Annotated in this window: 26 protein-coding genes and 1 tRNA gene; 9 read left to right on the forward strand and 18 right to left on the reverse strand. The window is 70.7% G+C overall.

What is annotated here, in order from left to right:
- Positions 1 to 41: 41 nt before the first annotated feature.
- Positions 42 to 1,313: an aminotransferase class I/II-fold pyridoxal phosphate-dependent enzyme gene (locus DT019_RS12210; protein ID WP_114036777.1), complete on the reverse strand. Its 1,272-nt coding sequence runs from the start codon at positions 1,311 to 1,313 to the stop codon at positions 42 to 44.
- A gap of 285 nt (positions 1,314 to 1,598) precedes the next feature.
- Here DT019_RS12210 and DT019_RS12215 point away from each other — a divergent pair, with 285 nt between their 5' ends.
- From DT019_RS12215 to DT019_RS12225, 3 genes are all read left to right on the forward strand, one after another.
- Positions 1,599 to 3,158, forward strand: a complete 1,560-nt coding sequence (locus tag DT019_RS12215; protein WP_223279433.1) for a cytochrome b — start codon at positions 1,599 to 1,601, stop codon at positions 3,156 to 3,158.
- Positions 3,159 to 3,172: 14 nt separating this feature from the next.
- On the forward strand, positions 3,173 to 3,601 hold the full coding sequence (locus tag DT019_RS12220) for a hypothetical protein (protein WP_147267302.1): 429 nt from the start codon (positions 3,173 to 3,175) through the stop codon (positions 3,599 to 3,601).
- A gap of 119 nt (positions 3,602 to 3,720) precedes the next feature.
- Positions 3,721 to 4,392 carry a TetR/AcrR family transcriptional regulator gene (locus DT019_RS12225; RefSeq protein ID WP_114036779.1) on the forward strand — a complete coding sequence of 224 codons (672 nt, stop codon included), beginning with the start codon at positions 3,721 to 3,723 and terminating at the stop codon, positions 4,390 to 4,392.
- Positions 4,393 to 4,463: 71 nt separating this feature from the next.
- Here DT019_RS12225 and DT019_RS12230 read toward each other — a convergent pair.
- Positions 4,464 to 4,536 (reverse strand) — tRNA-Arg (locus DT019_RS12230).
- A 363-nt stretch (positions 4,537 to 4,899) separates the two neighbouring features.
- Between DT019_RS12230 and DT019_RS12235 the strand changes: the two genes are divergently transcribed.
- The 4 genes from DT019_RS12235 to DT019_RS12250 all read left to right on the forward strand — a co-directional run bounded on the left by DT019_RS12235 (position 4,900) and on the right by DT019_RS12250 (position 10,702).
- A complete protein-coding gene (locus tag DT019_RS12235; RefSeq protein WP_114036780.1) occupies positions 4,900 to 6,504 on the forward strand; it encodes a dynamin family protein in 1,605 nt (534 codons plus the stop codon).
- Positions 6,501 to 8,216 carry a GTPase gene (locus tag DT019_RS12240; RefSeq protein ID WP_114036781.1) on the forward strand — a complete coding sequence of 572 codons (1,716 nt, stop codon included), beginning with the start codon at positions 6,501 to 6,503 and terminating at the stop codon, positions 8,214 to 8,216. The genes DT019_RS12235 and DT019_RS12240 overlap by 4 nt, the downstream gene beginning before the upstream one ends.
- Before the next feature lie 236 nt (positions 8,217 to 8,452).
- On the forward strand, positions 8,453 to 8,965 hold the full coding sequence (locus tag DT019_RS12245; RefSeq protein WP_114036782.1) for a single-stranded DNA-binding protein: 513 nt from the start codon (positions 8,453 to 8,455) through the stop codon (positions 8,963 to 8,965).
- A 327-nt stretch (positions 8,966 to 9,292) separates the two neighbouring features.
- On the forward strand, positions 9,293 to 10,702 hold the full coding sequence (locus tag DT019_RS12250) for a thioester domain-containing protein (protein ID WP_114036783.1): 1,410 nt from the start codon (positions 9,293 to 9,295) through the stop codon (positions 10,700 to 10,702).
- 206 nt (positions 10,703 to 10,908) lie between these two features.
- On the opposite strand, the gene DT019_RS12255 is transcribed toward DT019_RS12250, so the two are convergent.
- From DT019_RS12255 to DT019_RS12325, 16 genes are all read right to left on the reverse strand, one after another.
- Positions 10,909 to 12,171: a tyrosine-type recombinase/integrase gene (locus DT019_RS12255; RefSeq protein ID WP_114036784.1), complete on the reverse strand. Its 1,263-nt coding sequence runs from the start codon at positions 12,169 to 12,171 to the stop codon at positions 10,909 to 10,911.
- Positions 12,172 to 12,239: 68 nt separating this feature from the next.
- A complete protein-coding gene (locus tag DT019_RS12260) occupies positions 12,240 to 12,476 on the reverse strand; it encodes a helix-turn-helix transcriptional regulator (protein ID WP_114036785.1) in 237 nt (78 codons plus the stop codon).
- Between the two features lie 470 nt (positions 12,477 to 12,946).
- Positions 12,947 to 14,422, reverse strand: coding sequence for an ATP-binding protein (locus DT019_RS12265; protein WP_114036916.1), 1,476 nt, complete (start codon positions 14,420 to 14,422; stop codon positions 12,947 to 12,949).
- Positions 14,423 to 14,427: 5 nt separating this feature from the next.
- Positions 14,428 to 15,318, reverse strand: coding sequence for a bifunctional DNA primase/polymerase (locus DT019_RS12270; RefSeq protein WP_223279435.1), 891 nt, complete (start codon positions 15,316 to 15,318; stop codon positions 14,428 to 14,430).
- A 92-nt stretch (positions 15,319 to 15,410) separates the two neighbouring features.
- Positions 15,411 to 15,878 carry a hypothetical protein gene (locus tag DT019_RS12275; protein ID WP_114036786.1) on the reverse strand — a complete coding sequence of 156 codons (468 nt, stop codon included), beginning with the start codon at positions 15,876 to 15,878 and terminating at the stop codon, positions 15,411 to 15,413.
- Positions 15,879 to 16,084: 206 nt separating this feature from the next.
- Positions 16,085 to 18,184 (reverse strand): FtsK/SpoIIIE domain-containing protein, encoded by a 2,100-nt coding sequence (locus DT019_RS12280; RefSeq protein ID WP_114036787.1) that lies wholly within the window; start codon positions 18,182 to 18,184, stop codon positions 16,085 to 16,087.
- Between the two features lie 94 nt (positions 18,185 to 18,278).
- Positions 18,279 to 18,455 carry a hypothetical protein gene (locus tag DT019_RS39515; RefSeq protein WP_189389469.1) on the reverse strand — a complete coding sequence of 59 codons (177 nt, stop codon included), beginning with the start codon at positions 18,453 to 18,455 and terminating at the stop codon, positions 18,279 to 18,281.
- Between the two features lie 64 nt (positions 18,456 to 18,519).
- Complete coding sequence (locus DT019_RS12285; protein WP_189389471.1) at positions 18,520 to 18,690, reverse strand: pRL2-8; 171 nt, start codon at positions 18,688 to 18,690, stop codon at positions 18,520 to 18,522.
- Between the two features lie 2 nt (positions 18,691 to 18,692).
- Positions 18,693 to 19,010 carry a hypothetical protein gene (locus tag DT019_RS12290; protein ID WP_114036788.1) on the reverse strand — a complete coding sequence of 106 codons (318 nt, stop codon included), beginning with the start codon at positions 19,008 to 19,010 and terminating at the stop codon, positions 18,693 to 18,695.
- Positions 19,010 to 19,399 (reverse strand): RRQRL motif-containing zinc-binding protein, encoded by a 390-nt coding sequence (locus DT019_RS12295; RefSeq protein ID WP_114036919.1) that lies wholly within the window; start codon positions 19,397 to 19,399, stop codon positions 19,010 to 19,012. The genes DT019_RS12290 and DT019_RS12295 overlap by 1 nt, the downstream gene beginning before the upstream one ends.
- Positions 19,399 to 20,256 (reverse strand): DUF2637 domain-containing protein, encoded by an 858-nt coding sequence (locus DT019_RS12300; RefSeq protein ID WP_114036789.1) that lies wholly within the window; start codon positions 20,254 to 20,256, stop codon positions 19,399 to 19,401. Before DT019_RS12300 ends, DT019_RS12295 begins: the two co-directional genes overlap by 1 nt.
- Positions 20,253 to 20,576: a hypothetical protein gene (locus tag DT019_RS12305; protein ID WP_223279437.1), complete on the reverse strand. Its 324-nt coding sequence runs from the start codon at positions 20,574 to 20,576 to the stop codon at positions 20,253 to 20,255. Before DT019_RS12305 ends, DT019_RS12300 begins: the two co-directional genes overlap by 4 nt.
- On the reverse strand, positions 20,573 to 20,839 hold the full coding sequence (locus DT019_RS12310; protein ID WP_114036790.1) for a DUF6284 family protein: 267 nt from the start codon (positions 20,837 to 20,839) through the stop codon (positions 20,573 to 20,575). Before DT019_RS12310 ends, DT019_RS12305 begins: the two co-directional genes overlap by 4 nt.
- Positions 20,840 to 20,926: 87 nt before the next feature.
- The gene (locus DT019_RS12315; RefSeq protein WP_114036791.1) at positions 20,927 to 21,376 is read right to left on the reverse strand and encodes a DUF3307 domain-containing protein; all 450 of its coding nucleotides are present in this window, start codon (positions 21,374 to 21,376) and stop codon (positions 20,927 to 20,929) included.
- 98 nt (positions 21,377 to 21,474) lie between these two features.
- A complete protein-coding gene (locus DT019_RS12320) occupies positions 21,475 to 21,672 on the reverse strand; it encodes a hypothetical protein (protein WP_114036792.1) in 198 nt (65 codons plus the stop codon).
- A 404-nt stretch (positions 21,673 to 22,076) separates the two neighbouring features.
- Positions 22,077 to 22,856 (reverse strand): GntR family transcriptional regulator, encoded by a 780-nt coding sequence (locus DT019_RS12325; protein ID WP_114036793.1) that lies wholly within the window; start codon positions 22,854 to 22,856, stop codon positions 22,077 to 22,079.
- A gap of 29 nt (positions 22,857 to 22,885) precedes the next feature.
- Here DT019_RS12325 and DT019_RS12330 point away from each other — a divergent pair, with 29 nt between their 5' ends.
- Together DT019_RS12330 and ettA are read left to right on the forward strand one after the other, a co-directional pair.
- Entirely contained in the window at positions 22,886 to 23,341 is a 456-nt protein-coding gene (locus DT019_RS12330; protein ID WP_114036794.1) for an NUDIX hydrolase, read from the forward strand.
- A gap of 203 nt (positions 23,342 to 23,544) precedes the next feature.
- Positions 23,545 to 25,209 carry an energy-dependent translational throttle protein EttA gene (gene ettA / locus DT019_RS12335; RefSeq protein WP_114036795.1) on the forward strand — a complete coding sequence of 555 codons (1,665 nt, stop codon included), beginning with the start codon at positions 23,545 to 23,547 and terminating at the stop codon, positions 25,207 to 25,209.
- Positions 25,210 to 25,212 lie beyond the last annotated feature (3 nt).

The raw sequence follows: 25,212 nt of genomic DNA on the forward strand, positions 1-25,212 counted from the left end.
AGGTTCGAAGGCGGCCACCGCCATGCGGGGCGCGGCCCGGATCAGGCCGCGAGGAGCTTCTCGTACCCGACCAGGCGCACACAGGCCGTCAGGCCGAGGATCGCCTGCTCCAGCTCGGCCGGGCCCGGGTAGCTGGGCGCGATCCGGATGGTGGCGTCCTGGGGGTCGTTGCCGTACGGGTGCGTCGCACCGGCCGGGGTCAGCACGACGCCCGCCTGACCGGCCCGCGCCACGACCTCCTTCGCACAGCCCTGAGGCACTTCGAGGGTGACGAAGTAGCCGCCCTTGGGGACCGTCCAGCTCGCGAGGCCGGTGCCGCCGAGCTCGCGCTCCAGAATCCGCTGCACGGTCTCGAACTTCGGCTGGAGCAGGGCGCGCTGGCGCTCCATGTGGGCCGCGACGCCCTCCGCGTCCCGCAGGAACAGGACGTGGCGCAGCTGGTTGACCTTGTCGGGGCCGATCGAGCGCTTGGAGTTGTTGGCGAGCAGCCACTGCACGTTGGCGGGCGAGGAGCCGAAGAAGGCGACGCCCGCGCCCGCGGCGGTGATCTTGGAGGTGGAGCCGAAGACGAAGGCGCGGTCCGCGTGACCGGCGTCCGCGCAGGCGCCCAGCAGGTCGGCGATCTCGACGGGCTCGTCGGTCAGGTGGTGGGCCGCGTACGCGTTGTCCCAGAAGATCCGGAAGTCGGGGGCCGCGGTCTCCATCCGGGCGAGGCGCGCCACCGTCTCGTCGCTGTAGCTGACGCCGCTCGGGTTGCTGTACTTCGGCACGCACCAGATGCCCTTGATGCCCGCGTCCTCGGCGACCAGGCGCTCCACCACGTCCATGTCCGGACCGGCGTCGGTCATCGGCACCGGGATCATCTCGATGCCGAACCGCTCGCACAGCGCGAAGTGCCGGTCGTAGCCGGGCACCGGGCACAGGAACGCGAGGCGCTCCTGGTCGACCCAGTGGGACTCGGCGCCCGGGACGACGCTCAGCATCGCGTGCACCAGGCAGTCGTGCATGAGCTCCAGGCTGGAGTTGCCCGCGGCGAGCAGCTGCCCGGCCGGGACCTGGAGCACCTCGGCGAAGATCTCCCGGAGTTCGAGCAGGCCCTGGAGGCCGCCGTAGTTGCGCACGTCCGTGCCGTCGGCGGAGGTGTAGCGGCCGCCGGGCAGGCTGAGCAGCTCCTCGGAGAGGTCGAGCTGCTCGGGTGCGGGCTTGCCCCGGGTGAGGTCGAGCTTGAGGCCGCGAGCCGCCAGCGCCGCGTAGTCCTGCCGGGCCTGGTCGAGCAGCCCGGCCAGGGCGTCGGAGCTCAACTCGGTGGTCATGGTGTTTCCTCTCGCGGGGCCGCGCGTGTCTGGAACGGCATGGGTGGGTGCGCCCTGTCGAGCTTACAAAGACCCCCCTGAGGACCGGACGACCGGCTTCCCCGCCCGGCGCCGACGCCCCGCGCGGCCGGGCGGAGTGCGGCGTGGACCAGCGGGAGGAGCGGGGGCGTCACTAAGTGGGGAGTACTCCCCAGTTAGTATGCGGAGGTCGGCAGGGAGTGGTCCTCCGCTGCCGTTCCGACGCGCGCGCCGTCCCGACGGCGTGCTGGAGCGAGGGGGTAAGCGGTGGCTGGGCGTGGAGAGCGCGTCGCCGACTGGGGGGACGGGCGGGTGGGCCTCTACCGGCTCGCCAGGAGCAACATGCGGAAGATCTTTCCGGACCACTGGTCGTTCATGCTGGGCGAGATCTGCCTGTACAGCTTCGTGATCATCATCCTGACCGGCGTCTATCTGACGCTGTTCTTCAAACCGAGCATGGCCGAGGTCGTCTACGACGGCTCGTACGTCCCGCTCGACGGCCAGAAGGTCTCCGAGGCCTTCGACTCCACCATGCACATCAGCTTCGAGGTGCGCGGCGGGCTGCTGATCCGGCAGATCCACCACTGGGCCGCGCTGATCTTCATCGCGGCGATGTTCGTGCACATGATGCGGGTGTTCTTCACCGGCGCCTTCCGCAAGCCCCGCGAGGTCAACTGGCTGTTCGGCTTCTGTCTGCTGTTCCTCGGCATGCTGGACGGCTTCTTCGGCTACTCGCTCCCCGACGACCTGCTCTCGGGCACCGGAATCCGCTTCCTGGAGGGCGTCATCCTGTCCGTGCCCGTGGTCGGGACGTACCTCCAGATGTTCCTGTTCGGCGGCGAGTTCCCGGGCACGGACATCATTCCGCGCTTCTACAGCCTCCATGTGCTGCTCATCCCGGGCGTCATGCTCGGCCTGCTGGTGGCCCACCTCATCCTGGTCTTCTTCCACAAGCACACCCAGTTCGCGGGTCCGGGGCGTACGAACGAGAACGTCGTCGGCATGCCGCTCCTGCCGGTCTACCTGGCGAAGGCGGGCGGGTTCTTCTTCCTGGTCTTCGGGGTCACGGCGGTCGTCGCCGCGGTCGCCTCGATCAACCCGATGTGGGCGTTCGGCCCGTACCGGCCCGACCACGTCTCGACCGGCGCCCAGCCCGACTGGTACATGGGCTTCGCCGAGGGTCTGGTGCGGGTGATGCCCGGCTGGGAGATCAACGTCTGGGGCCACACCCTGGTCCTCGGGGTGCTCATCCCCATCCTGCTCTTCCCCGCCGTCCTCGGGCTGATCGCGCTCTATCCCTTCGTCGAGGGGTGGATCACCAGGGACCGGCGCGAGCACCACCTCCTGGACCGGCCGCGCAACGCCCCGGTGCGCACCGCGCTCGGCGCCGCCTGGATCAGCCTGTACCTGACCAGCCTGGCGGGCGGCGGCAACGACCTGATCGCCACCCACTTCCACCTCTCGCTCAACGCGATCACCTGGACGGTGCGGATCGGCTTCTTCGTGGTGCCGGTGCTGGTCTTCGAGGTCACCCGGCGCTGGTGCCTGGGCCTCCAGCGGCGCGACCGTGACCTGGTGCTGCACGGCCGGGAGACCGGCCGCGTCAAGAAGCTGCCGCACGGGGAGTACGTCGAGGTGCACGAGCCGCTGCCCGCGGAGCGGCTGCACACCCTCACCGCGCACGAGCAGCCCCGGCCGGCCGCCGGGGGCACCTCGCTGCGGGCCCGGCTCTCGCGCGCGTACTTCGGCGAGGGCGGGCAGGTCCGCAAGGCGACGGCCGAGGAGCGCGAGAGCCTCGCCGCCGGGCACGGAAGCGCCGGGCATTGAACGGGGTGCGCAGGGTGCCGCGCACCCGCGCGGGCCAACTCGCCGCCGCCAGGCACCTGTTGATCACCACGTACGGAGCCGACGGCGCCGCGCGGACCGACCGGACCTGGGTGATCCAGGACGGCCCCGCGCCCGGCCTCCTGCTGCCGACCGCCTCACCGCTCGCGGCCCGGCTGCGCGCGGGGTCCCGGATCGAGATCGCGGACGGGCCGGGGGCCGCCCCGCTGCGGGCGCGGGCCGCCTTCCTCGACGCCGAGGGCAGCGTGCGCTACCGGACCGCCCTCATCGACAAGTACGGCATGGCCGCGGTGCTCCGGCTGGCCCGCAGCCGTCTGCGGCACGGCCTGGCGGGCACGGTGGGCGTACGCCTGGTGATCGGCGCCGGCGACCGGGGCCTGTTCGGCCCGGCCTGGCAGCCGAGTTGGTCCTACAGCGTGAACTAGGGGTGCGGGGCGGGGTGCGGCGTGCCGGGCGCGAGCGCGTCCTGGCTGGTCAGCCCGCCCTTTCCGGGCGGGTCGGCGACCGAGTAGGGGCCTCGTGCGCTGTTGTAGGGTCTGGCCCCATGGTCCCGCCGGAGAGCACGAAGAACCCCCCGCAGCTGCGGCGCGACGCCCTGCGCAACCGGGACCTGCTCGTCGCCGCGGCGCGGCAGCTCTTCGCCGAGCAGGGGCTCAACGTCCCGCTCGACGAGATCGCCAAGCGCGCGGGGGTGGGCAACGCCACGCTCTACCGGCGCTTCCCCGCCCGCGGCGACCTGGTCGAGGCGGTCTTCCACGACGACCTGGCCGCGGTGATGGCCTCCGGCGAGCGGGCGCGCCTCGCCGAGGACGCGTGGGGCGCGCTCACCACGTATCTGGAGGACGTCTGCGCGCTGCTCGCCCGGGACCGGGGCGTCGGCGACCTGATGACCACGGCCATCGAGGGCGTCCCCACCCTGGACGCGATCCACGTCCACAACCACGCGACGCTGAGCGGACTGATGCGGCGGGCCACCGCCGACGGGGAACTGCGCACCGACGTCGTCCCGGAGGACCTCCTCTTCGCCCTCAGCGCGCTCGGCACGTCGCTGCCCGCGGTCGAACGGGTCCGCCCCGGCTCCTGGCGCCGCCACCTCGCCCTCCTCCTGGACGGCTTCCGCGCCCCCGCCCAACGCCCGCTGCCCGAGCGGCCCCTGACGGCCGAGGAGACGGACCGGGTCTACCGCGAAATGGGCGGCGAGGCCCCCCGCCCCTGACCAGCCACTCGGTAGCTCCGACCAGCAAAAAGGCCCTCCCGAAGGAGGGCCGGACCAGCATGGCGCGGATGCGCCCCCGGCAGGACTCGAACCTGCGGCCAAGCGCTTAGAAGGCGCCTGCTCTATCCACTGAGCTACGGGGGCCGATGGGGCCTCGGTGGCCTGGAGCCCCGGGCTGGCGAGGGTGTCGTCCGGGACGGGTCCCGGGCCGATGACCTTGCCGGGGACAAGGATAGGGCTCCTGTCACCTCGTCCCGGTTGCTTCACCTGCGTGGCACGATGTGGAGGTTCGGTGAAGCGAACCGATAATCGCAGGCAGGTGCGAATCATGCAGCGCTTTTGACGCTCGCGGCGCAGGGTGTTGTGCACTCGTTATGCCTGCGTCCCACTCGTCCCGTCTGTCCCGTGTGTCCGTTCGGCCCGTCTCGGCTGCGTACGGACGCGCGCGGAAGTGGCCATACGCTTCAAAAAGCCGCCAAAGTTGGGCATTCTTCGCATGTGGTGACCTTGGACGTACGGCCTCAGCTCATCGACGCACTCTCCGCCCTGCGCGACAGTGTCGCCGCCGTGCGTCTGCCGCTGCCCCTGCCGGGGGCGCCCCGCGCCCGGCAGACGCGCAGCGAGCTGCTCGCACAGCTCGACGACTATCTGCTGCCCCGGCTGCGAGATCCCGAAGCCCCGCTCCTGGCCGTCATCGGCGGCTCCACGGGCGCGGGGAAGTCCACGCTCGTCAACTCCCTTGTGGGCCGCCGGGTCAGCGAGGCGGGGGTGCTGCGCCCCACCACCCGTACGCCCGTGCTCGTGTGCCACCCCGACGACAAGGAGTGGTTCGCCGGAGAGCGGGTGCTGCCCGAACTCACCCGTGTCTGGCTGCCGCAGCAGCACGAGGACGCCGAGGGCGAGGAGCTGCCCGGCGGGGGCGACGAGGGATCGGTACGCGTCGAGACCGCCACCACGCTGCCGCGCGGGCTCGCGCTCCTGGACGCGCCGGACATCGACTCACTGGTCGTCAGCAACCGCATCCTGGCGGCCGAACTCATCTGCGCCGCCGACGTATGGGTCATGGTCACCACCGCCTCCCGGTACGCCGACGCGGTGCCGTGGCACCTGTTGCGTACCGCGAAGGAGTACGACGCCACCCTCGTCACGGTGCTCGACCGGGTGCCGCACCAGGTGCTCGCCGAAGTGTCGCGGCAGTACGGGGCGTTGCTCACCAAGGCCGGACTCGGGGACGTGCCGCGGTTCACCGTGCCCGAGCTGCCCGAGTCCGCCGGGGCCTCGCACGGACTGCTCCCCTCCACCGCGGTGGCCGCGCTGCGGACCTGGCTCACCCACCGCAGCCAGGACCCGGCCGCCCGGCAGCAGGCCGTGGCCCGTACCGCGTCGGGCGCCATCGAATCGCTCAACGCCCGGATGCCGGAGCTCGCTTCGGCCGTCGCCGCCCAGTACGCCGCCGCCGTACGCCTCACCGGCGCCGTCGAGGACGCGTACGCCAAGGAGGGCGCCCGGGTGCGGCGCCGGCTGCGGGCCGGTGAGGTGCTCGCCGGGGACGCGCTCACCCGGTGGCGCGCCCACCCCGGCGGGGCCACCTCCGCCGAACTCCTCGACGCGCTCGTGGACAGCCTCGCCGAACTGCTGCGGTGCGCGGCCGCCGCCGCCGACGAGCGGGTCAGGGAGGCGTGGGCGCGCGAACCGGCGGCGGGGCGGTTCGCCGGAGAGGTGCGCCACGAGGACCCGGAGGACCGCATCGGGCTCGCGGTACGGCGCTGGCGCCGGGTGCTGGAAGAGCTGGCCGAGGAGGAGGTGCGGGAGATGGAACGCTCCCTCGCGCCCGACCCCGAGACCGTGGCGGCGCTGCTCGCCGCCGCGCTGCTCGGCGGGCGGCGGGCCCGCCGGGCGGGCGAGCGGCTCGCCGAGCGCATCGGCGCCCACGGCGCGCTGCGGCTGCGCGACAAGGGCGGCGAACTCGTCGCCACCTACATCGACCAGGTGCTCGGCGCCGAACGCGAGCGCCGGCTGGCTCCGTTGGACGCGCTGGAGGTGACGCCCGAGCCGCAGGCCGGGCTGATCGCCGCGCTGTCCGTAGTGCAGAAGGAGAGGAAAGCGGCATGACGCAGGAGGCCGACGACCGCTGGGACGACGGGCTGATCGCGCGGCGCGCCGCCGAGCCCGGCGAGATGACAGCCGTGCTTGAGGAGGGCGAACAGGACCCGCAGGACATCGCGTTCGAGCCCATCGGCGGCCCGTACGTCGGCGCGGTGCGCGGGCGCCTGGACGCGCTGCGCGAACTGGTCGGGCTCTCCCGCACCCGGCTCGAGACCCAGGCGCTCGCCGAGGCCGGGCGGGTGCTCGACGAGGCGTCCGCGCGCCAGCGGCTCTCCGCGCGGCACACCGTCGTCGCCATCGCGGGCGCCACCGGAAGCGGCAAGTCCACCCTGTTCAACTCCCTGGCCGGGAGCCAGATCTCGGACACCGGCCTGCGCCGCCCGACGACCGGGGCGCCCATCGCGTGCAGCTGGACCGACGGCGCGGCCGGGCTGCTCGACCGGCTCTGCATCCCGGGCCGGCTGCGCCGTCGGCCGCTCGACGGCGGGGGCGGTGACCTGGAAGGCCTCGTCCTCGTCGACCTGCCCGACCTGGACTCGGCGGTCGTCTCGCACCGTCACGCGGCCGACCGGGTCCTCGCCCTGGTGGACGCGATCGTGTGGGTCGTGGACCCCGAGAAGTACGCCGACGCCGTACTCCACGAGCGCTATCTGCGGCCCCTGGCCGGGCACGCCGAGGTCAGCTTCGTGGTGCTCAACCAGGTGGACCGGCTGCCCGGCGAGGCCGCGGACCAGGTGCTCGACGACCTGCGCCGGCTGCTCGACGAGGACGGCATGGCGCTCGGCGAACACGGCGAGCCCGGCGCCACGGTGCTCGCCGTGTCCGCGCTGACCGGGCAGGGCGTGGGAGAACTGCGCGAACAGCTCGGCACGTTCGTGCAGGAGCGCGGGGCGGCCGCCCGGCGGCTCGGCGCCGACGTGGACGCGGCCGCCGCCGAACTGCGTCCGCTGTACGTGGCGGACGGCCGGCCCGGGCTCGGCGAGCGGGCCCGCCAGGACTTCGCGGACCGGCTCGCCGCGGCGGTCGGGGCCGCGGCCGCGGGCGAGGCCGCCGAACGCGAGTGGCAGCGCAACGCCCAGCGCGCGTGCGGCACCCCGTGGCTGCGGCTGTGGCGCTGGTACGACCGGATCCGCGTCCCGGCCCTGCAACGCCCGCGCTCCGACGCCCCGGCCGAGGAGCAGGTCACCGCCCGCCAGCGGGTCGAGCAGGCGGTCCGCACGGTCGCCGACGAGGCCGCGGCGGGGCTGCCCGCACCCTGGGCGCAGGCGGTCCGCGAGGCCGCGGTGCGCGGCGCCGAGGGGCTGCCCGAGGCACTGGACGAACTCGCGGTACGGGAGGAGCTGGAGCGCGGCGCCTCGCCCCGGCCCCCGTGGTGGCCGGCCGCCGTGCTGGCCCAGATGGTCATGACGGGCATTCAGATCGTGGGCGGCCTCTGGCTGCTCGGCCAGATCGTCGGGGTGCTGCGGCCGGGGCTCATCGTTCCCGCGCTCGTGATGCTGGGCGGCGTGGTCGGCGGGCCCCTGATCGAGTGGGCCTGCGCGGTCGCGGCCCGCGGCCCCGGCCGGCGCTACGGCCAGGAGGCCGAACGCAGGCTCCGGGAGGCCGCGGCGGCCTGCGGACGGGCCAAGGTCCTGGATCCGGTGGCCGCGGAACTGCTGCGCTACCGCGAGGTGCGTGAGCAGTACGCGGCGGTGGTGGGGGCCGGGGCGGGGCGGTAGACGCGGGGGCTCATCGCGCGGGCCCGGGGGCGGGGTACCTCGTCCGGGTGAGCGGGTTGTCCACAGGGCGCCGGTGGTCCACAGGCCCCGGCACGGACTCCCCGTCCGGTCCAGCATGGAGATCGACAGCGCAAGGGTTCGATCGAGTGCCGGGCCGGGCGGGGCTTTTCCTCAACCGCCCCGTGTTCCGGCCCGATCGGGCCCACGGGTTCTACGCGGTACGGGGGCTGAGGGCAGTGAACGAGACGATGGTGACGCTGGTCGGGAATGTGGCCACGCAGGTGGAGTGGCGGGAATCGGCGACGGGCGGGGCGGCCAGGTTCCGGCTCGCGGTGACCGCCCGCCGTTTCGACCGGGAGAAGCAGTCCTGGGTCGACGGGGCCACCAGTTTCTACACGGTGTGGGCGGCGCGGGCGCTCGGGATGAATCTGACCGGCTCGGTCGCCATCGGCGAACCGTTGGTGGTGCACGGCCGGTTGAAGGTGCGCGACGAGGAGCGCGGCGACGGGCCGCGCTGGTTCTCGGCGGACGTGGACGCGGTGGCGATCGGGCACGACATGTCACGCGGGACCACGGCGTTCCGCCGGGTCTTCAAGGGCGAGGCCGGACCGGTCGAACGGGCCGCCGTCCAGGGGGCGGAGGGCGGCCCGGCGCCGGGGCGCGAGGGGGCTCCGCCGGGCGCGGGTCGGCCGGTTTCGGCCAAGGAGGCCCCGGCAGTGGTATGGGAATCGGCCAAGGTCACGACGTAGACGAGTGCACTGACGGGCTTGTGGGCGGCCGCACTTGAGGAATGCCGGAGAGGGAGCCGCGAGATGGTTGAGCATGCAAGCTGTCCCGAAACTCCCCTTCTGTTCCGGGGATTTGTCGATAAGGCCAGGTGACACACGTGTTTTGGGATAACGATTTCGAATCGGAATGGTTATCTGATGTCATCATTGCGGATCGTCGACTTCCGTATCCCTAGGATTCCCGCGTACTCACGGGGCACTTGAGTCTGCCGGCGAGGCACTTCCCCCACGCGCACCCCTCGTGCACGCGCACCACATGCGAAAGAGCCTCGCCCGAAGGGGAATTCTGTGTTTTCAGCCGTTCACGGGCGTAGCGCCCGCAAGCGGGGTGCTCTGCGCCTCGCCACCGCCACAGCCGTCACGGGACTCGTCGCGGCCGGTGCGATAGCCGGCGCGGGTGCGGCCGTCGCGGACACGCCTGACCAGCAGGGCCAGGGCGGCGCGACCGCCACCATCCAGGGCCTGGAGCCCGGATCGTTCGCCGGCGCCGTCATCACGGGCGACAACGGCCACAAGGAAAAGGTCGAAGCCGGCCTGTTCCGGATGAACGTCGACGGCGGCGGCACGCTGCGCACGTACTGCATCGACATCCACAACCCGACGCAGCGCGAGGCGCAGTACCGCGAGACGCCGTGGAGCGGCACCTCGCTGGCCAACAACAAGGACGCCGGGAAGATCCGCTGGATCCTCGAGCACTCCTACCCGCAGAAGAACGACCTCGGCCAGCTGGCCTCGGACGCGGGTGTCTCCGGCAAGCTCACCAACGGTGAGGCCGCTGCGGCGACCCAGGTCGCGATCTGGCGCTACTCGGACCACGTCAAGGTCGACGCGGTCGACAAGGACGCCCAGACCCTGGCGGACTGGCTGTTCAAGAACGCCGAGGCCAAGGCGGAGCCCGCGGCCTCGCTGACGCTGGACAACGCCTCGGTGGCGGGCAAGGCCGGCCAGAAGCTCGGCCCGGTCACGGTGCACACCAACGCCGGCAAGGTGACGGTCGCCCCGTCCGCGGAGCTCTCCTCCGCCGGGGTCAAGATCGTCGACAAGGCGGGGAAGGCCGTGACCTCCGCCGCCAACAACAGCCAGCTCTTCTTCGACGTGCCCGCGGGCGCGCAGCCGGGTGCCGGCTCGGTGCGCCTGTCGGCCACCACCCAGGTGCCGGTCGGCCGCGCGTTCGCGAGCGACTCCAAGAGCCAGACGCAGATCCTGGCCGGCTCCAGCGACTCGACGGTCAACGCCGAGGCCAAGGTGGTCTGGGCCAAGCAGGGTGCCATCCCGGCCGTGACCGTCAAGAAGGACTGCGTCAAGGGCGGCGTGGACATCACCGTCACCAACAAGGGCGACGAGGCCTTCCCGGTGACGGTGGGCGGCAAGACCCTCGCGTCGGTCAAGCCGGGCGAGTCGAAGACCGTGCTGTTCCCGGTCGCCGAGGACCAGAAGTACGACTTCACCATCGCCGGCCAGCACTTCTCCGGCGTCCTGGACTGCAAGACGGCCGGCAGCGGTACGCCCACCCCGTCCTCGCAGCCCAGCCCGGCCTCGGCCGGCGGCAGCTCCACCGGCACCACCGGTGGCACCAACCTGGCCGAGACCGGTAGCTCCAGCGCCACCCCGATGATCGCCGGTGCGGCGGTCGTCCTGGTGCTGCTCGGCGGCGGCGCGGTGTTCTTCCTCCGCAAGAAGAAGGCCGCCGGTCAGTAAGCGGGACCAGTAGAGAGCTCAGAGTGAGCGCCCGGTGACGGGCAGCGGCCCCGGTACGCATCGCGTACCGGGGCCGTTTCCGTCCGGGGGTGGGCGACTGGCAAGATGGGGTGTTTTTGGCGAGTCCGACCACGGAATGGGCCCCTGACCAGCGACGGAACCGCTCACCAGGGGCCGTGACGGGGCCGTGGGCCGCCTGGGGGCCGTCAGGCCGCTTCCGGGAGGCCCGGAGGTGCGCCGGGGCGGATGCGCTGGAAGACAGCCGACACGGCCTTACGCGTCCTCTCCTCGCTGCTCGGCATCAAGTGCGTATAGATCCGCAGCGTGAAGCCGGGGTCCGAGTGTCCCAGATAGATGCTCAACGCCTTGATGCTCTCCCCGCCGTCCAGGAGCACCGACGCGTAGAAGTGCCTGAGCGCGTGCATGCCGTCGTCCGGCGCAGCGGCGTAGCGCTGGCCCCGCACCTTGGGCGGGATGACACCAGCGGACGCCAGGGCGGGCTTCCACACGGAGTCATCAAAGTAGCTGCGCCAGATAGCCTTGCCCACGCCGCTCGTGAAGACCAACTGCCGGGAGACCAAGGGCCCGTCCGGCGTCTTCCACGGCAGCTTGACCTCAACCGGCGGGAAGCGGCGCATGTGGTCGCGAAAGGCGTCCGCCACCACAGGGCTGAGTGGCACGTCCCGCAGCTTGCCCCTCTTGGGTGGCGCGAACACGAGCGTTCCGCGCACGCGCTTGACCTGCTGCCGCACATACACCCACCCGGTACCGAAGCCGAGGTTGTCCGCATCCAGGCCCAACACCTCACCCTGGCGCAGACCGCAGCCACCGGCCGCATCAACGGTGGCCGCGTACCGACCGGGCAGCCCGGCACGCACCGCGAGAACGCGAGACTCCGGCCACGGCTGAATGAGCCGGGGGTCAGGGTCCGGGGCCTTGACCGACTGGGCATGGCAAGGGTTTTTCTTGAGCACCCCGTCGTCCACGGCCGCGTTGAACAGGGACGACACGGAGTCGTAGATGGCGCGCCGGTAGGTGGCGTTCGGTACGGCGGACTGGAGTGTGCTCAACCAGGTGCGCACGTGCTCAGGCTTGAACGACCCCATGGGGCGCCTACCGAGGTAGGGGACCGCGTGAAGCCGGATGCGCCGGTCTACAGTCTCCTGACTCCCCAGGTCGGTTGTCAGACCGCCGAGCCACTTCGCTGCGTACTCGCGGAACGTGATCTGTCCGGCCTTGGGGTCGATGTAGTCGCCCGCGTCCATGTCCGCCTGGATCTTCGTGAGCCACTTCTCGGCGCGCCCCTTCTGGCGATCCGGGAAGCTCTTGGACTGCTCGGTGCCGTCGGGGCCGACGTACCGGGCGCGATAGCGCAACCCGATGCCGTACCGGTCGCTCTTGACGCGCTGAGGCTTGCCGTCGACGGCGGTCTCGGTCTTGTACCAGCGGTCTTGGATGTGGCCTGCCACTTCGGTACTCCTCGGGAACGTGGACAGGGACGCGACCGGTGGTCGCGTCCCTGTTGGGGTGGTGGGGTTCAGTCGTCGTCGTGGTCGGAGCGGCTGTCGACCCAGGCACGGACAGCGGCAGGGTCGTAGCGCACGTGCCTGCCGACGCGGAAGCCGGGCGGCCCTATGCGTTTCTTGCGCCAGGTGTAGAGCGTTTCGACGCTCTCCAGGGCGAACAGGGTCACCAGGTCTTCGGGGGTGAGGTAGCGGTCCGGGAGTCCGGCCCGCAGGGTGGCGCGCGGATCGCCAGACGTTGGCGTGGCCATGCGGCGGGTCTCCTCATCTCGGGGACGAGCTGCGCGGGCGGTTCTCAGGCGTTCGTGGCAGTGCTGTCCGAAGCGGGGATTTCTGCGTCATCGCGTCACCTGCGTCAATCAGGCTTCTGACCTGCGGGTTTTGGTGACGCAGCGCGGCGGGGGTTGCGTCACCGGTGACACGGGCTGGCGTCACCGGGGTGACGCGGATGACGCGGGATGACGCACGGTTTGGTGTCTGCGTCACCCCCTGTTGCCGCAGGTCAGGGGCCGTCTGCCGGGCCGGTGGTGACGTAGTGACGCAGGCCTTTCCTTCTTAGGACAAAGAAGGGGTGGTTTCTGTGGTCTTGCGTCGCCCCTCAGAGCTTGAAGAACGAGCCGCTTCGCGGCGCGACCCTTGCCGGGCGGCTGCCGCCGCCGGACAAGCAAGAGGAGCACTCCGGGCGCGGCGTGCTCCTCTTGCTTGTCGGCTTGGCGGGCGGTCAGAACGCGGCCTGTTGCTCCGGCTCCGGCGGCGGGGCCTGGCGGGTGATCTCGATGTAGCGGGCGGCGCTGGTGCGGCCCCAGTCAACCAGGACGCCCCGGGCGGCCAGGGTGGGCTGGATGCGGCGCAGCCGGTCGGACAGCACCTTGCCGGTGGTCGGCCACCCCTTGGGCAGCGGACGGCACTCCTCACCGCTGTAGAGGGCGGTCAGGGCGTGGAGCCATTCCGCCGACGTCATCCGCATGTCCTGGCCCGGGGCGAGTTCGGCGGCGTGCTTGAGGACCGTCTGCGCGAGCAGGTCACCTTCGATGACGTCGTCGTTCAGGTCGTCGAGACTGGCCCGGTAGGCGGCCAGCGTTCCGAACCCGGTGGCCGCGTCGAGCTGGGCGCACAGGTGGGCGAAGTCGGCCATCCGCAGGTCGGTCGGCGTTTCCGCCTGCACCGCCCGGACCTTGACGGTCAGGTCGAGCAGGGAGCCGAGCACGACCGGCAGGATCTCGGCGTACTCCGCCCACAGCTCCGCTTCGGTGCGGCGCACCGTGGGGCGCTCCAGACGCAGGGTCAGGAGGCGTTCGGCAAGGTCGGGGCGGATGACGCCGACGTCGATGCCGGTCAGCAGCATCGGCCGCCGGTAGCGGGAGCGCACGACGTCCCCGTCGGTGAACAGCGCGCGCTTGATGCTCTCGGCGCCCGTGATGACGCAGCACATCAGGTCGGACAGGTCCGGGGGCAGGTGCGAGAGGTTGTCCAGGGCAGTGATCCATCCGGCGGCGACGGCCGTGATCATGTTCTCTTCGTCCTTCGGTGCGCGGCGCAGGTCGCCGGTCATGCCCTCGATGATTCGTACGAGCATCCGTCCGCCGGTCGACTTGCCCGCCCCCTGGGGACCGGTGAGGAACGGCGCGGGGACGGGGGCGGACGGTCCGAGGCAGCCGATGAGCCAGGCCAGGGCGAGGGCCTCGGTCTTGGCGTCGGCGAAGTTGCACAGCCTCAGCAGCAGGTCGAGTCCCTTGCCGTTGGTGTCCTTGGCGGGCAGGGGGAGTTCGCCGGTGAGCTGGGTGCGTCGCCAGCAGACCTCTTCGGGGTCGGGCACTTGGATGTCCCAGCCGGTGGGGTGGATGCGGACGGACTGGCCGTCGTCGCGGCCCAGGTCGAGCCAGGTGGCTCCGTCGAAGCCGGGGGCGACGCGGATGTGGGTGGGCTGTACCGGCTCGGTCAGGGCGAGTGCTTCGATCAAGTCCAACGCCTCCTTGAGGGCGGTTCCGTTGAAGACGCCGACCCCGTCACGGAAGAGGCCGACCATGAGTTCCTGGCGGTGGCTCCCGCTGGTGCCCTGGGAGCGGATGGGCCGGGCCACGGGGTGGCCGGTGCGCTGGGCGTAGACGGTGCCGTCGATGGTGCGGAAGTACCGGAAGTGCGCTTGCGCGTAGTCGGTGATGATCTGCCGGGCCGGGCTCTTCTCGTCCTCGGACACGGCGCTCACATCCCCAGGGCGGTGAGGGCGTTGGTCCACGCGTCCGCGCAGTGCCGGGCCGTCTCGCCCCTGGCCTGCGCGGCGGTGAACAGGCGGGCGGTGTGGGTGTCGGTGAGGCAACCGCACCGGCCGTGCGTGGACAGCACCGCCAGGAACGTCCGATAGACCGTCGCGTGGACCGCGCTGCGGGCGTCGGTGATGCGCTGCTCGGCCATGGCGATCCCGCGTTCCAGGTAGGCGGGCGTGCGGTGCCGGCACTCCCCGCCTCCGGCCAGTGCGGCCACGGAGACAGCTTGCGGGCGCCGGGCCGGGGACGGCTTCGCGGCGAGCGCGCGCACGGCGTCCGGCAGGGGCGTGAGGGTGCCGGTTCCGTGGCCGCGCCATCGGGCGTAGGCCATGGTCGACTTGATGTCGATACCGGCCCGGACGCCGTTCACGGAGCGGATGGCGCCCTGGTAGATCCAGTGCTCCCCGCGTGTGGTGGCCACGGTCCGGGTGCCCGGCAGGCTCTGCCGGGCCCATGCCACGGCGGCCGGGGAGTCCAGGTCGACCACGGTGAGACCGGCGCCGCCGGGGTGGTAGCCGACCCCGCCCGCCCGACGCCACGCCCTGACCCAGGTCGGGGAGTTGATGACGTTCGGGTCGGTGGTGGCGGCGGCCCACGCGTGGCACACGTCGGGGCACAGGCACGGTCCCGCGTTCTTCATGTTCGGGCGCCCACCGCACGCGTTGTATGCGCAGGTGGGGCAGTTACCGAACGGGACCTTGCCCGCCCGCAGGGGCAGCACCGGCAGGCCCGCACGGGCCAGTTCGAGCGCGACGGTCAGCAGATCACTCGCGGCGGGGGTAGAGGGGCTCTGAGTGCCCTCTCGCCGGTTGTCGGTGGGTTGCGTCATGCTGGGAGACCTCCACTGTTCAGTTGAGCTGTGCTGGTGGACAAGGGCGGCCCCGGTTCTTTGGCGAGATGCGGGGGCCGCCCTTGGCGTAGCTAGCTGTGGAAGTGGTTGCGCTTGAAGATCGCTTTGCGGATGTTGACGACCGTGCCTCCATCCCCGTGGCGGGGGCCGAGGATCTGCACGGCGATGAAGCCGCCGAAGATGACGGCCGCCAGGATGATGAGCTGCTGGATCAGGGCCGCGAGGGCGGCGATGAACGTGGTGAGCAGGAGCAGTCCGCCGCACACGGCGGCGAAGCCGATTCCCCCGAGTGCGACGTTCACGGCCGTGCGGGATACGGCGGGTTTGGCGGTGACGGGTTCGGGCTTGGCGGGGTCGATGGCGTAGCCGGTGACGACCCGGCCGTCAGGAAGGACCACGCTCGCCACGGCCGGGATCGCGCCCGGCTGCACCGGCACGAGCGGCGCCGCAACGGCGGATGCAACGGGGTGGATCGGGGTGGGGTGGTGGACTTCCACGGCCCGTTCAGCGGGCGCGTGGCCGGGGTGTTCGGGATACATGCGGAATCCCTTCCGGGGATGGGCAGGGAGGCAGGGGGCACCCCCTGCCGGGTGCGTGGTGGAGGGGGTTTCGGGGGTGCTGACCTGCGGGCCTCCCTGACTCCCTGGCAGATCATTTGCGCAGCTCAGGGCAAGGGAGGCGGGTCAGGGAGGGGGTCAGGGAGTTCTCCCTGTCTCCCTGGCCCGCCGGGGTTCGGCTCCCTGCGTTATGCGGCGGAAGCGGAACCGTCGCCATTGCGGTTGGCGAGCGCGCGGGCAACACGGTCACGGGCCACGACCATGACGCCATCGGACTTGTACGGCTCGCCCCCGGTGCCGTCGAGGACGCGCTTGAGGTCGAGGAACGACCAGCCGCCGTAGGCGTCCGCGTTCAGCGCAGCGAGCCGGGCAAGAACATCCTTCGTGCGCACCCGGTCCGCTGTGCCGACCACCGAAGCGATGTCGGTGAGCGGGTCACGCTGCTCGCCCTTGTCGATGACGTGCAGGGTGGTGACCCCATCGCGCAGCGCCTTGGCCCGGTCGGTGATGGATACGGCCGCGTCGTCGTCGATGTAGTGCGTGCGCACCGTGATGGAGGCCTGCCCGGCGGGGATGGTGATGCCGTCGGACGCGACGACCAGCGTTCCCCTGTCCAGGCCGGGACGCAGCAGGTTCGGGGCGGCGCCGCCGTCGACGGCCTTGTCCCCGAGCGCCATGCGGGCCTGCGACTCGGTGCCGAGCGCGAGGGAGGCGCGGGTGTGGGCGCCTTCGCGAACGAGCTTGGGAAGGTTTTCGTTGGTCGGGTCCTGGGTGCCCTGCCACATCAGGACGTTCACGGCCCGACCCTGGTTGTGGATCTTCCGGACGGCCATGAAGTACCGGGAGTTAGCCTTGGAGCCGCCGTAGGGGCGCTTCTGGTCGTCCTTGGCCGGGCACATGAACGCCACCTGTGCTTCGTCCACGAGCACGATGAGCGGCGGGAACACGGTTCCTTGGGGGGCCTGGATGCGGCGGTTCATCTCGTCGACCGCGCCCTCAACCATCTCGGTGACCTGGATGACGTGGTCATCGGTCGGGCCCTGGATCAGGGTCTGAGCGAGGCCGTCGAACATGGCCCAGTCGCCCACGCCCTTGAGGTCGCCCATGAGGAACTGCACCGACTTGTCCAGCGCCAGCCACAGCGCCAACGAGCGGAGCGCCACGGTCTTGCCCTGGTTCGAGAGACCTGTGATCAGCAGGTGGCGCTGATAGAGGCTGATGGCCGCAGCGTCGCCGCGCAGGTCCTGGCCCCAGGGGGCGCGGCCCTTGGCGTAGTCGGCGGTCATCGTCTCGTCCGTGACCAGCGGGGACGGGCCGATCGGCTCGTCCAGCGCACCCGAGTCGGCCACCCACAGACGGACCGTGCGGGCGGCTTGCGGGATGGTGATGAACACTTCGTGCTCATGCCGGGACAGGTTCTCGGCAAGCTTGCGCCGCCGGTTCTGCACCTCGTTCGTCGACACCCCGGAAGGCAACGTGACGTCGACTTCCACGCCGCATCCGGCGATCCGGATCGGGCCGAGCATCGCGGCCCCGGCGTCGCCCATCTCCTTGATGGCCCGCCCCAGTGCGGGCACGCCGAGATCGCGCAGGGCCTTGACGACGATGGACGGGGTGATCGGCTCACCCTCACCGTTGCGCACCGCTGCGGGGAGGGCCCAGTTCGGGGCGGCCTGCTGGTGGCGGCCGACGCCCCACAGGGCGAGCAGCGCGAGGAACGGGCCGACCGTGACGGCCGGACCCCACACCACAGTCGCCACCGTGATGAGGAGGTTGATGAACTCCACCGTCGCCATGAGCGGGGTGACGACCTGGGTGACGTCCTTCGTCGCCACGGCCATGACGACTCCGAGCGCGACGAGGGAGCCGACGCCCATGCCGGCACTTACGGCCATGCCCTTGGCGGCGTCGAGCGGGGAGTGGAGCAGGTCCATGCGGCGGCGGTGGCGCGCCTCGCGGAAGCGCTGTCCGCGCTCCTCCCACTCGGCCGCGACCTCGTAGTTCCCGGCCGCCTCAGCAGCGCGGAGCATGCGTTCGTAGCGGGTGGCGGTGCGGCCCTCCCATGTGCGCTTGGCGACGATGCGGGTGCCGCCGACGACGTACATGCTGTGCCGGACCGCGAGGCGGGCGGCGGTGCGGGTGTGTTCGTGGGTGACCGCGCCGCGCACGGCCCGCCCGGAGCGCACCCACAGCGGAACGGGTGGCTTCTCCGTGCCCGTACTGGCTCCAGGGGTTACCGCGGGAACGGGTGCGGGGCCTTTGGCGAGGCGAACGATGTTCTCGGACATGCTGGAGGTGCTCCTGTCTTGCTCGCGAGAGGGGAGAGGGGCTTCGGGGCGGCCCGTTTCCTTGGCCGGGAGGGCCGCCCCGGGTGCGAGAACGTCAGTGCCGGTTGGCGGTGCGGACGTGCGTGCCGACCTTGTTGAACGCGCTGGTGTAGTCCGAACAGGTCACGGTGAAGCCGCACGAGCAGGAGGCGACGAACTTGCCCCTCAGGTCGCGGCCGACGCGCGAGGTGTGCCGGAAACCGAACTTCTGGGTCTTGGTCTTGCCGAACACGTGATGCCTCCACGGGTGGTGGGTGTGGCCGGGTGTGCGGGTCAGGACGCCGAAGGGCGGCAGGTCACCACCACTTGGACGGCTTCTTGGGCACGATGTAGGGGCAGCCGTTGACCATGTGGTCGACGCACTGCGGGCAGTCCTCACGCGGCTTGAGGTGGCGGTGAACACGCCGGTCGTAGGCGTGCTGCCAGCACTGCGGGCACTCACCAGGAGGCGTCTCACGCACGGCCATGGTCACCACCACCCCGACGACTTCTTCGCGGCCTTGGCGCGGGCGGCTTCCGTCACGACCCGCTGCCGCTCCATCTGCAACGCGGTGATCTCGGCGGTCAGGCGGGTCTCAGCGCTCCGCCACGCGGTGACGATGCGCCGGTCTCCGTGATCGGTGCCCGTGCCACGGTGCAGACCGCGCGCGCCGGACACGACCCCGCCCAGCACGGCCCGGCGCTCACGGCCGTTCAGCGGCCACAGCTCCCGGTTCTGGACCGCCTCCAACTTGCGTTCGTTCTGCTGGATCTCCCGGTCAAGACGCCGGGTGTCGGGCTTGCCCATCACGCACTCCTGGGTGAGGTAGAAGGGGAAGCGCAGAGCACGCACGTGCCGAGCGAGCGCGGGATGCAGTAGCTGAAGACCACGCGGCACTTCGGGCAGGTGCGGCGGGCAAGCATCGCCAACGCGAGCGCGCCCCACTTGCGCGACGTCATCGGCCGCACCGGCAACGCGAGTTCGACCCGGTACAGGTGCGCGACACTGACGCCGGACGTGCAGCGCCGCGAGCGGCGCATGACCTGAGCCGCAACCGGCTGACCACCCGGCCGCAGGCCCTGGGCGCGCAGTTGGCGGCGGGTGGCGTAGCCGTCCGGGGCGAACTTCCACGGGAAGGTCGGTATCCCGTAGCGGGCGCCGGACGGGTCGAAGCACATGGCGTAGGCGGTGGCCATCACGCGGCCCGCTCAGCACGCAGGGCATCCCGCAGTCCCCGGGCCTTCTCCGCTGACGTGTGGACCGTCTTACGAAGGCGGTCGGCCGTCAGTTGGGTGTCGGGCCAGTCGGCCGACGCGGCCCGTGCCTGCTCCAGAAGTTCGGCCGGGGTGCGCTTGGGTCGGGCTGACCGTGCGACGTCGGGGACCCGACCGGTTGCCCGGCGGGGCCGGGACGAGTCGGCCGCGACCGTGGACGCGGGCCTAACCGGTGCGGGCGCGATGGCGGGCAGCGGCTTGAGCGCAATGGTCGGCTTGAGGAAGCCGACCTGTACCGGACGCGGGATCGGTACCGCGTTCACCACGCGGGGCTCCGGGGTGGGTTCGCCCTGGTCAGCCATCGACCGATTACTCACGCTCTCAACCGTTTTCTCCGCATTCGGGGCGGGGGCCGGTTGGTGGTGGAGGACCTTGGCAACCAGGTCCGACCCGAAGTAGATCGAGCCGACCGGAAGCGACGTGGCCAGCAGCACGAGCGCCCAGTTCGCCGGGTTCCAGTCGGCCAACCGGCCCCAGTCGACCGACGCCCGGTGCAGCGCCGGGACCAGACCGTGGACGTAGTTGAGGACCAGGGACGCGGCGGTGTAGGTGCCCAGCACCCGCAGCGCGAACCGACGGGCGTCGGCGGTCAGGACGAGCGTGGCGACCAGCGCCAGCGCCATCAGTCCGTCGACCACGAACGGGTAGAGCGTCGCGGCCGTGTGGTCGGCGCCGATCGCACGGGCCACGTCCCGTAGCGCATTCCACGACACCCGGAACGCCATGCCGACCACAGCGACCAGCGCGGCCACCAGCAGGACCCTGCCCCGGCGCCTCATACGGCACCCGCCAGAGTGCGGACGGGCGTCTTGGCGAAACCGGTCAGCCGCAGCCGGGCGCCCGCGAACTCGCACTCGGCCTCAAGCACTCGCGTCCGGCCGTCGCCCTGTTCGTGGTAGTCCACACGGCCGCTCTCAATGCCCAGCGCCTCACGCCACGCCTCGAACACGGCAAGGTCACCGTGGAAGGTCAGTTCCAGCAGGTCGGGGTAGACGGTGGACACCGCCACACACCCGGCCGGAAGGTCCGCAAGGTCTGTGGCCAGCAGCCGCAGCGCCACCAGCGGGGCACCAAGCTCCCGCATCGTCAGCGTGCTCACGCGCCCACCCCCGAAACCTCCGGGACGGGCAGGTTGGCCAGCGTCCGGCGGGCCGCCAGCACCTTGCGCCGGGCCCGCCGGATCCGGCGGGCGTCCAGCTCGTTCGGGGTGCGGTCGAGCGTGATGATCTGCGCGTCCAGCAGCTCGACTTCCGCCAGGATCAGCGGCATCTCCACGTCGATCGCGTCCAGCTCGGCCGCCGACGGTTCAGCGTCGGGCAAGGCGCCGGTAACAACCTTCTGAAGTGCAGCGATGTTCTTCATGAGTCGTGGTCTCCCTAGCAGGTGAAACGGCTCGAACAGCGGCCCCGGAGTTGCACCTCCGGGGCCGCGCGCCGTTTGGGGTGGGGTTCAGACGGTGGCGATGATCAGCGAGGCGATCAGGAGCCACAGATGGTGGAAGGACTGGTCCAGCGCGTAGGCGCCGGTCCCGATGCTCGGGTTGTCGCCCATGCCGGGGCGCGGGGCGCCGAGCCGGTAGAACTCGCCCTTGCCGGTGACCTTGGCCAGCCACGCGAGCGTGCTGCGACGGTCGGCCCACCAGTGCGAAACCGCATCCACACCGAGTCCGGCCACGATGCCGGGCACCGACAGGCGCAGGTCCAGCAGCAGCGCGACGGGCAGAAGCAGGACGACCTTGGTGAGCGTCAGGGTGGCGACGTGCCGGGTGTCGGCGAGGCGGCCGACCCAGCCGGGACGGCCCTTGTTCGCGGACTGGTTCGAGGACTGCACCCAGTGATCACCCACGCTGTGAGCGACGTACAGGGCGACGAACACAGCAGCGAAGGTGGCAGCGTTCATGAGTCGTGGTCTCCCTAGCGGGTGTACGGCTCGAACAGCGGCCCCCGAGGTGCCACCCCGGGGGCCGCTGTTCGAGCCGAGAAGCGGCGGGTGGTCGGTCAGCCCAGCGGGGCCAAGACGACGTGCCGCCCGTCCGTGTACGTGATGTCGTATCGGCCGGAGTCCTCGGAGATGATCCGGACGTGCGCCCGGACGGTGACCCGGTCCAACATCGCCGCGCGGCCCTCTTCCAGGGCCTCGTCAGCGGTCACGCGGGTGGTGATGCCGTCCTCGATGCGCTTGTAGAGCTTGGACATCTTGAGCTCCTAGGTCGAAGGGGTGTTCCGGCTCCCCTCAGCCCCGCCCGTACGACCACACGGGCCGGACGGGCAGAGGAGGCAACCGGCCCGCAGCAGGCTGCGGAGGGTTGGGGTAGCGCTATACGTCACGCGGGAGGCCCGCGTGGCCGCCTACTTGGCCGAGGAGAGGCGGCGTGATCCCCATTCAGTTGTCAAGGAACGACCAGCTCAGGGCCCGCAGCGCGCGACCGAAGCCGCCTTCAAACGAGCAATCCCGAACCGGCATAAGTGCTGCGCGAAGCAACACCTGCGCTCGTGCACTCATGTATATGAGTGACACTTAGAGAATGCCCAACTCATGTACATGAGTCAACCCGCCGCGCGAAATTGCTGCGGCGGGTCGGCGGGAAGGGTGGGCCCCGTCAGTCCCCGGCGGGGATGCGGTAGTCCAAAACGAACTGGTCAGCGGCCATGTAGGTGTCGCAGACCTCGACGACCCGCCCCGCTTCCGTTTGGGCGTCACGGGTCAGGTGGATGATGGGCGACCCCGGACTGAGGCTGAGCGCCACGACCTCCGCCTTGGTTGCCAGTCGGACGCGGATCGTCTCCGTGAACTCCGTCAGGGTGTGGCCGTTCTCCTCCAGGCGGGCGTAGATGCCGCCACCGCCGGGGTTCTCTTCGAGTAGCTGCGGGATCTCCTGGGCGATGTCCCACGGCAGGTAGGACGTGGCCTCTTCCGTTGGGATCCCGTCGCTGAAGTACAGCCGTCGGCGGGCGAGTACCTGCGTGCCTGCCGGGACGGATAGTCGTTCCGCGATCTCCGGCGGGGCGTCGACCGGTCCGACGTAAAGCACGCTCACGCTGGGCTTGCTCCCAGCTTGTTCGGCCTCGGCCAGGTATGCGGCTTTGCCTGCCATGCGGTGCGACCGGCGGAACCGGTCTGATGACTTCCGGCGCACTGGAGGGCGCCGCTTCACGTGAGAGCCCTTGCCGTGATGGGTCTCAATGAGCCCTGTTGTCCGTAGCTGAGCGATGGCTTTGCGGACGGTCCCCACAGAAGTGGAGTACCTCTCCATGAGCTGGGATTCGCTGGGTACCTGCTCGCCGGGGCCCAGTACCTTCGCCTCGATCTGCTGAGCCAGGTCGTCGGCGATCTGTAGGTACCGTGGTTTCCCGGAATCCCTTGAGGGCGTGGTCCCCATGTCCTTTTGTTCCTCCTAAGCTCCTGTACATGAGTAACGCTACCCAGGAGGGCGCGTCAATGTCGCTTCACTCGGTCTCGGTCGCTGGCGTAGTTGTGCGTGACGACGGCCGTGTCCTTGCCATCCGGCGCGCGGACAACGGGACCTGGGAGCCTCCTGGCGGGGTGCTCGAACTCGATGAGCGCCCGGAGGACGGCGCCATGCGTGAGGTTCTGGAAGAGACAGGCATTCACGTCTCTGTGGAGCGGCTGACCGGCGTCTACAAGAACATGAGCCGGGGCATCGTCGCTCTCGTCTTCCTGTGTAGGCCGGTCGCCGGGGCGGAACGCACGTCAAGCGAGTCGACGGCTGTGGAGTGGCTGACCCCCGAGGAAGTCGAGAAGTGGATGGGGGAGGTCTACTCCGTGCGCGTTCTGGACGCCTTGGATGCGTCGGCGCCTCACGTGCGTGCCCATGACGGCCGTCACCTGCTGAAATCCGCGTAGCTGACTCCGGCGCCGGGCCGTCTGTGGGCCGTCAGGGGGCCACCAACGCTGACCGTGGCCGACCAACGACGACCGGTCGGCCACGGCGGGCAGTGATCGGAGCCCAGGTCAGCGGCCCCTGACCTACCCATTCGCTCGCAGGGGTGGCGGTACGGCAAGATGGGGTGTATCTGCCCACCCATCGATCTGCCGGACGGTTTCTCTTGGCTGAGTTCATCTACACCATGCGCAAGACGCGCAAGGCGCACGGCGACAAGGTGATCCTTGATGACGTCACCCTGAACTTCCTTCCCGGCGCGAAGATCGGTGTGGTCGGCCCGAACGGTGCCGGTAAGTCCACCGTTCTCAAGATCATGGCTGGGCTCGAGCAGCCCTCCAACGGTGACGCCTTCCTGTCGCCCGGGTACAGCGTCGGCATCCTCATGCAGGAGCCCCAGCTCGACGAGTCCAAGACCGTGCTGGAGAACGTCCAGGACGGCGCTGCCGAGCTCATGGGCAAGCTGAAGCGCTTCAACGAGGTCGCCGAGCTCATGGCGACCGACTACTCGGACGCGCTCATGGAGGAGATGGGCAAGCTCCAGGAGGACCTGGACCACGCCAACGCCTGGGACCTCGACGCCCAGCTGGAGCAGGCCATGGACGCCCTGGGCTGCCCGCCCGGCGACTGGCCGGTCACCAACCTGTCCGGTGGCGAGAAGCGCCGCGTGGCGCTCTGCAAGCTGCTCATCGAGGCCCCGGACCTGCTCCTCCTCGACGAGCCCACCAACCACCTCGACGCCGAGTCGGTGAACTGGCTGGAGCAGCACCTCTCGAAGTACGCGGGCGCCGTGGTGGCCGTCACCCACGACCGGTACTTCCTGAACAACGTCGCCGAGTGGATCCTGGAGCTCGACCGCGGCCGCGCCCTGCCGTACGAGGGCAACTACTCCACGTACCTGGACAAGAAGGCCGCGCGCCTGAAGGTCGAGGGCCGCAAGGACGAGAAGCGCGCCAAGCGCCTCAAGGAAGAGCTGGAGTGGGTGCGGTCGAACGCCAAGGGGCGCCAGACCAAGTCCAAGGCCCGTCTCGCCCGTTACGAGGAGATGGCGGCCGAGGCCGACAAGATGCGGAAGCTGGACTTCGAGGAGATCCAGATCCCGCCGGGCCCGCGGCTCGGCTCCATCGTCGTCGAGGTCAACAACCTCTCGAAGGCCTTCGGCGACAAGGTCCTCATCGACGACCTCAGCTTCACCCTGCCGCGCAACGGCATCGTGGGCGTCATCGGCCCCAACGGTGCCGGCAAGACCACGCTCTTCAAGATGATCCAGGGCCTGGAGACGCCGGACAACGGCTCGATCAAGGTCGGCGAGACCGTCAAGATCTCGTACGTCGACCAGAGCCGCGCCAACATCGACCCCAAGAAGACGCTGTGGGCCGTCGTCTCCGACGAGCTCGACTACATCAACGTCGGCCAGGTCGAGATGCCGTCCCGCGCCTACGTCAGCGCCTTCGGCTTCAAGGGACCGGACCAGCAGAAGCCCGCGGGCGTGCTGTCCGGTGGTGAGCGCAACCGCCTCAACCTGGCGCTCACGCTCAAGGAGGGCGGCAACCTGCTGCTCCTCGACGAGCCCACCAACGACCTCGACGTCGAGACGCTCTCCTCGCTGGAGAACGCGCTCCTGGAGTTCCCCGGTGCCGCCGTCGTGATCTCCCACGACCGCTGGTTCCTGGACCGCGTTGCCACCCACATCCTCGCCTACGAGGGCGAGTCCAAGTGGTACTGGTTCGAGGGCAACTTCGAGTCGTACGAGAAGAACAAGATCGAGCGCCTGGGTGCGGACGCGGCCCGCCCGCACCGCGCCACGTACAAGAAGCTCACCCGGGGCTGATCG

It is taken from the genome of Streptomyces sp. SDr-06 (assembly GCF_003324565.1).
Classification (GTDB): Bacteria; Actinomycetota; Actinomycetes; order Streptomycetales; family Streptomycetaceae; genus Streptomyces.

Coding starts and splice junctions, on each gene's coding strand:
- DT019_RS12270 (WP_223279435.1), bottom strand. CDS start 15,318: ATGACGCAACCCACCGACAACCGGCGAGAGGGCACTCAGAGCCCCTCT.
- DT019_RS12300 (WP_114036789.1), bottom strand. CDS start 20,256: ATGAGGCGCCGGGGCAGGGTCCTGCTGGTGGCCGCGCTGGTCGCTGTG.
- DT019_RS12320 (WP_114036792.1), bottom strand. CDS start 21,672: ATGTCCAAGCTCTACAAGCGCATCGAGGACGGCATCACCACCCGCGTG.
- DT019_RS12240 (WP_114036781.1), top strand. CDS start 6,501: ATGACGCAGGAGGCCGACGACCGCTGGGACGACGGGCTGATCGCGCGG.
- DT019_RS12330 (WP_114036794.1), top strand. CDS start 22,886: ATGAGTAACGCTACCCAGGAGGGCGCGTCAATGTCGCTTCACTCGGTC.
- DT019_RS12275 (WP_114036786.1), bottom strand. CDS start 15,878: ATGTATCCCGAACACCCCGGCCACGCGCCCGCTGAACGGGCCGTGGAA.
- DT019_RS12315 (WP_114036791.1), bottom strand. CDS start 21,376: ATGAACGCTGCCACCTTCGCTGCTGTGTTCGTCGCCCTGTACGTCGCT.
- DT019_RS12310 (WP_114036790.1), bottom strand. CDS start 20,839: ATGAAGAACATCGCTGCACTTCAGAAGGTTGTTACCGGCGCCTTGCCC.
- DT019_RS12280 (WP_114036787.1), bottom strand. CDS start 18,184: ATGTCCGAGAACATCGTTCGCCTCGCCAAAGGCCCCGCACCCGTTCCC.
- DT019_RS12290 (WP_114036788.1), bottom strand. CDS start 19,010: ATGGGCAAGCCCGACACCCGGCGTCTTGACCGGGAGATCCAGCAGAAC.
- DT019_RS12260 (WP_114036785.1), bottom strand. CDS start 12,476: ATGGCCACGCCAACGTCTGGCGATCCGCGCGCCACCCTGCGGGCCGGA.
- DT019_RS12295 (WP_114036919.1), bottom strand. CDS start 19,399: ATGGCCACCGCCTACGCCATGTGCTTCGACCCGTCCGGCGCCCGCTAC.
- DT019_RS12210 (WP_114036777.1), bottom strand. CDS start 1,313: ATGACCACCGAGTTGAGCTCCGACGCCCTGGCCGGGCTGCTCGACCAG.
- DT019_RS12225 (WP_114036779.1), top strand. CDS start 3,721: ATGGTCCCGCCGGAGAGCACGAAGAACCCCCCGCAGCTGCGGCGCGAC.
- DT019_RS12325 (WP_114036793.1), bottom strand. CDS start 22,856: ATGGGGACCACGCCCTCAAGGGATTCCGGGAAACCACGGTACCTACAG.
- DT019_RS12285 (WP_189389471.1), bottom strand. CDS start 18,690: ATGGCCGTGCGTGAGACGCCTCCTGGTGAGTGCCCGCAGTGCTGGCAG.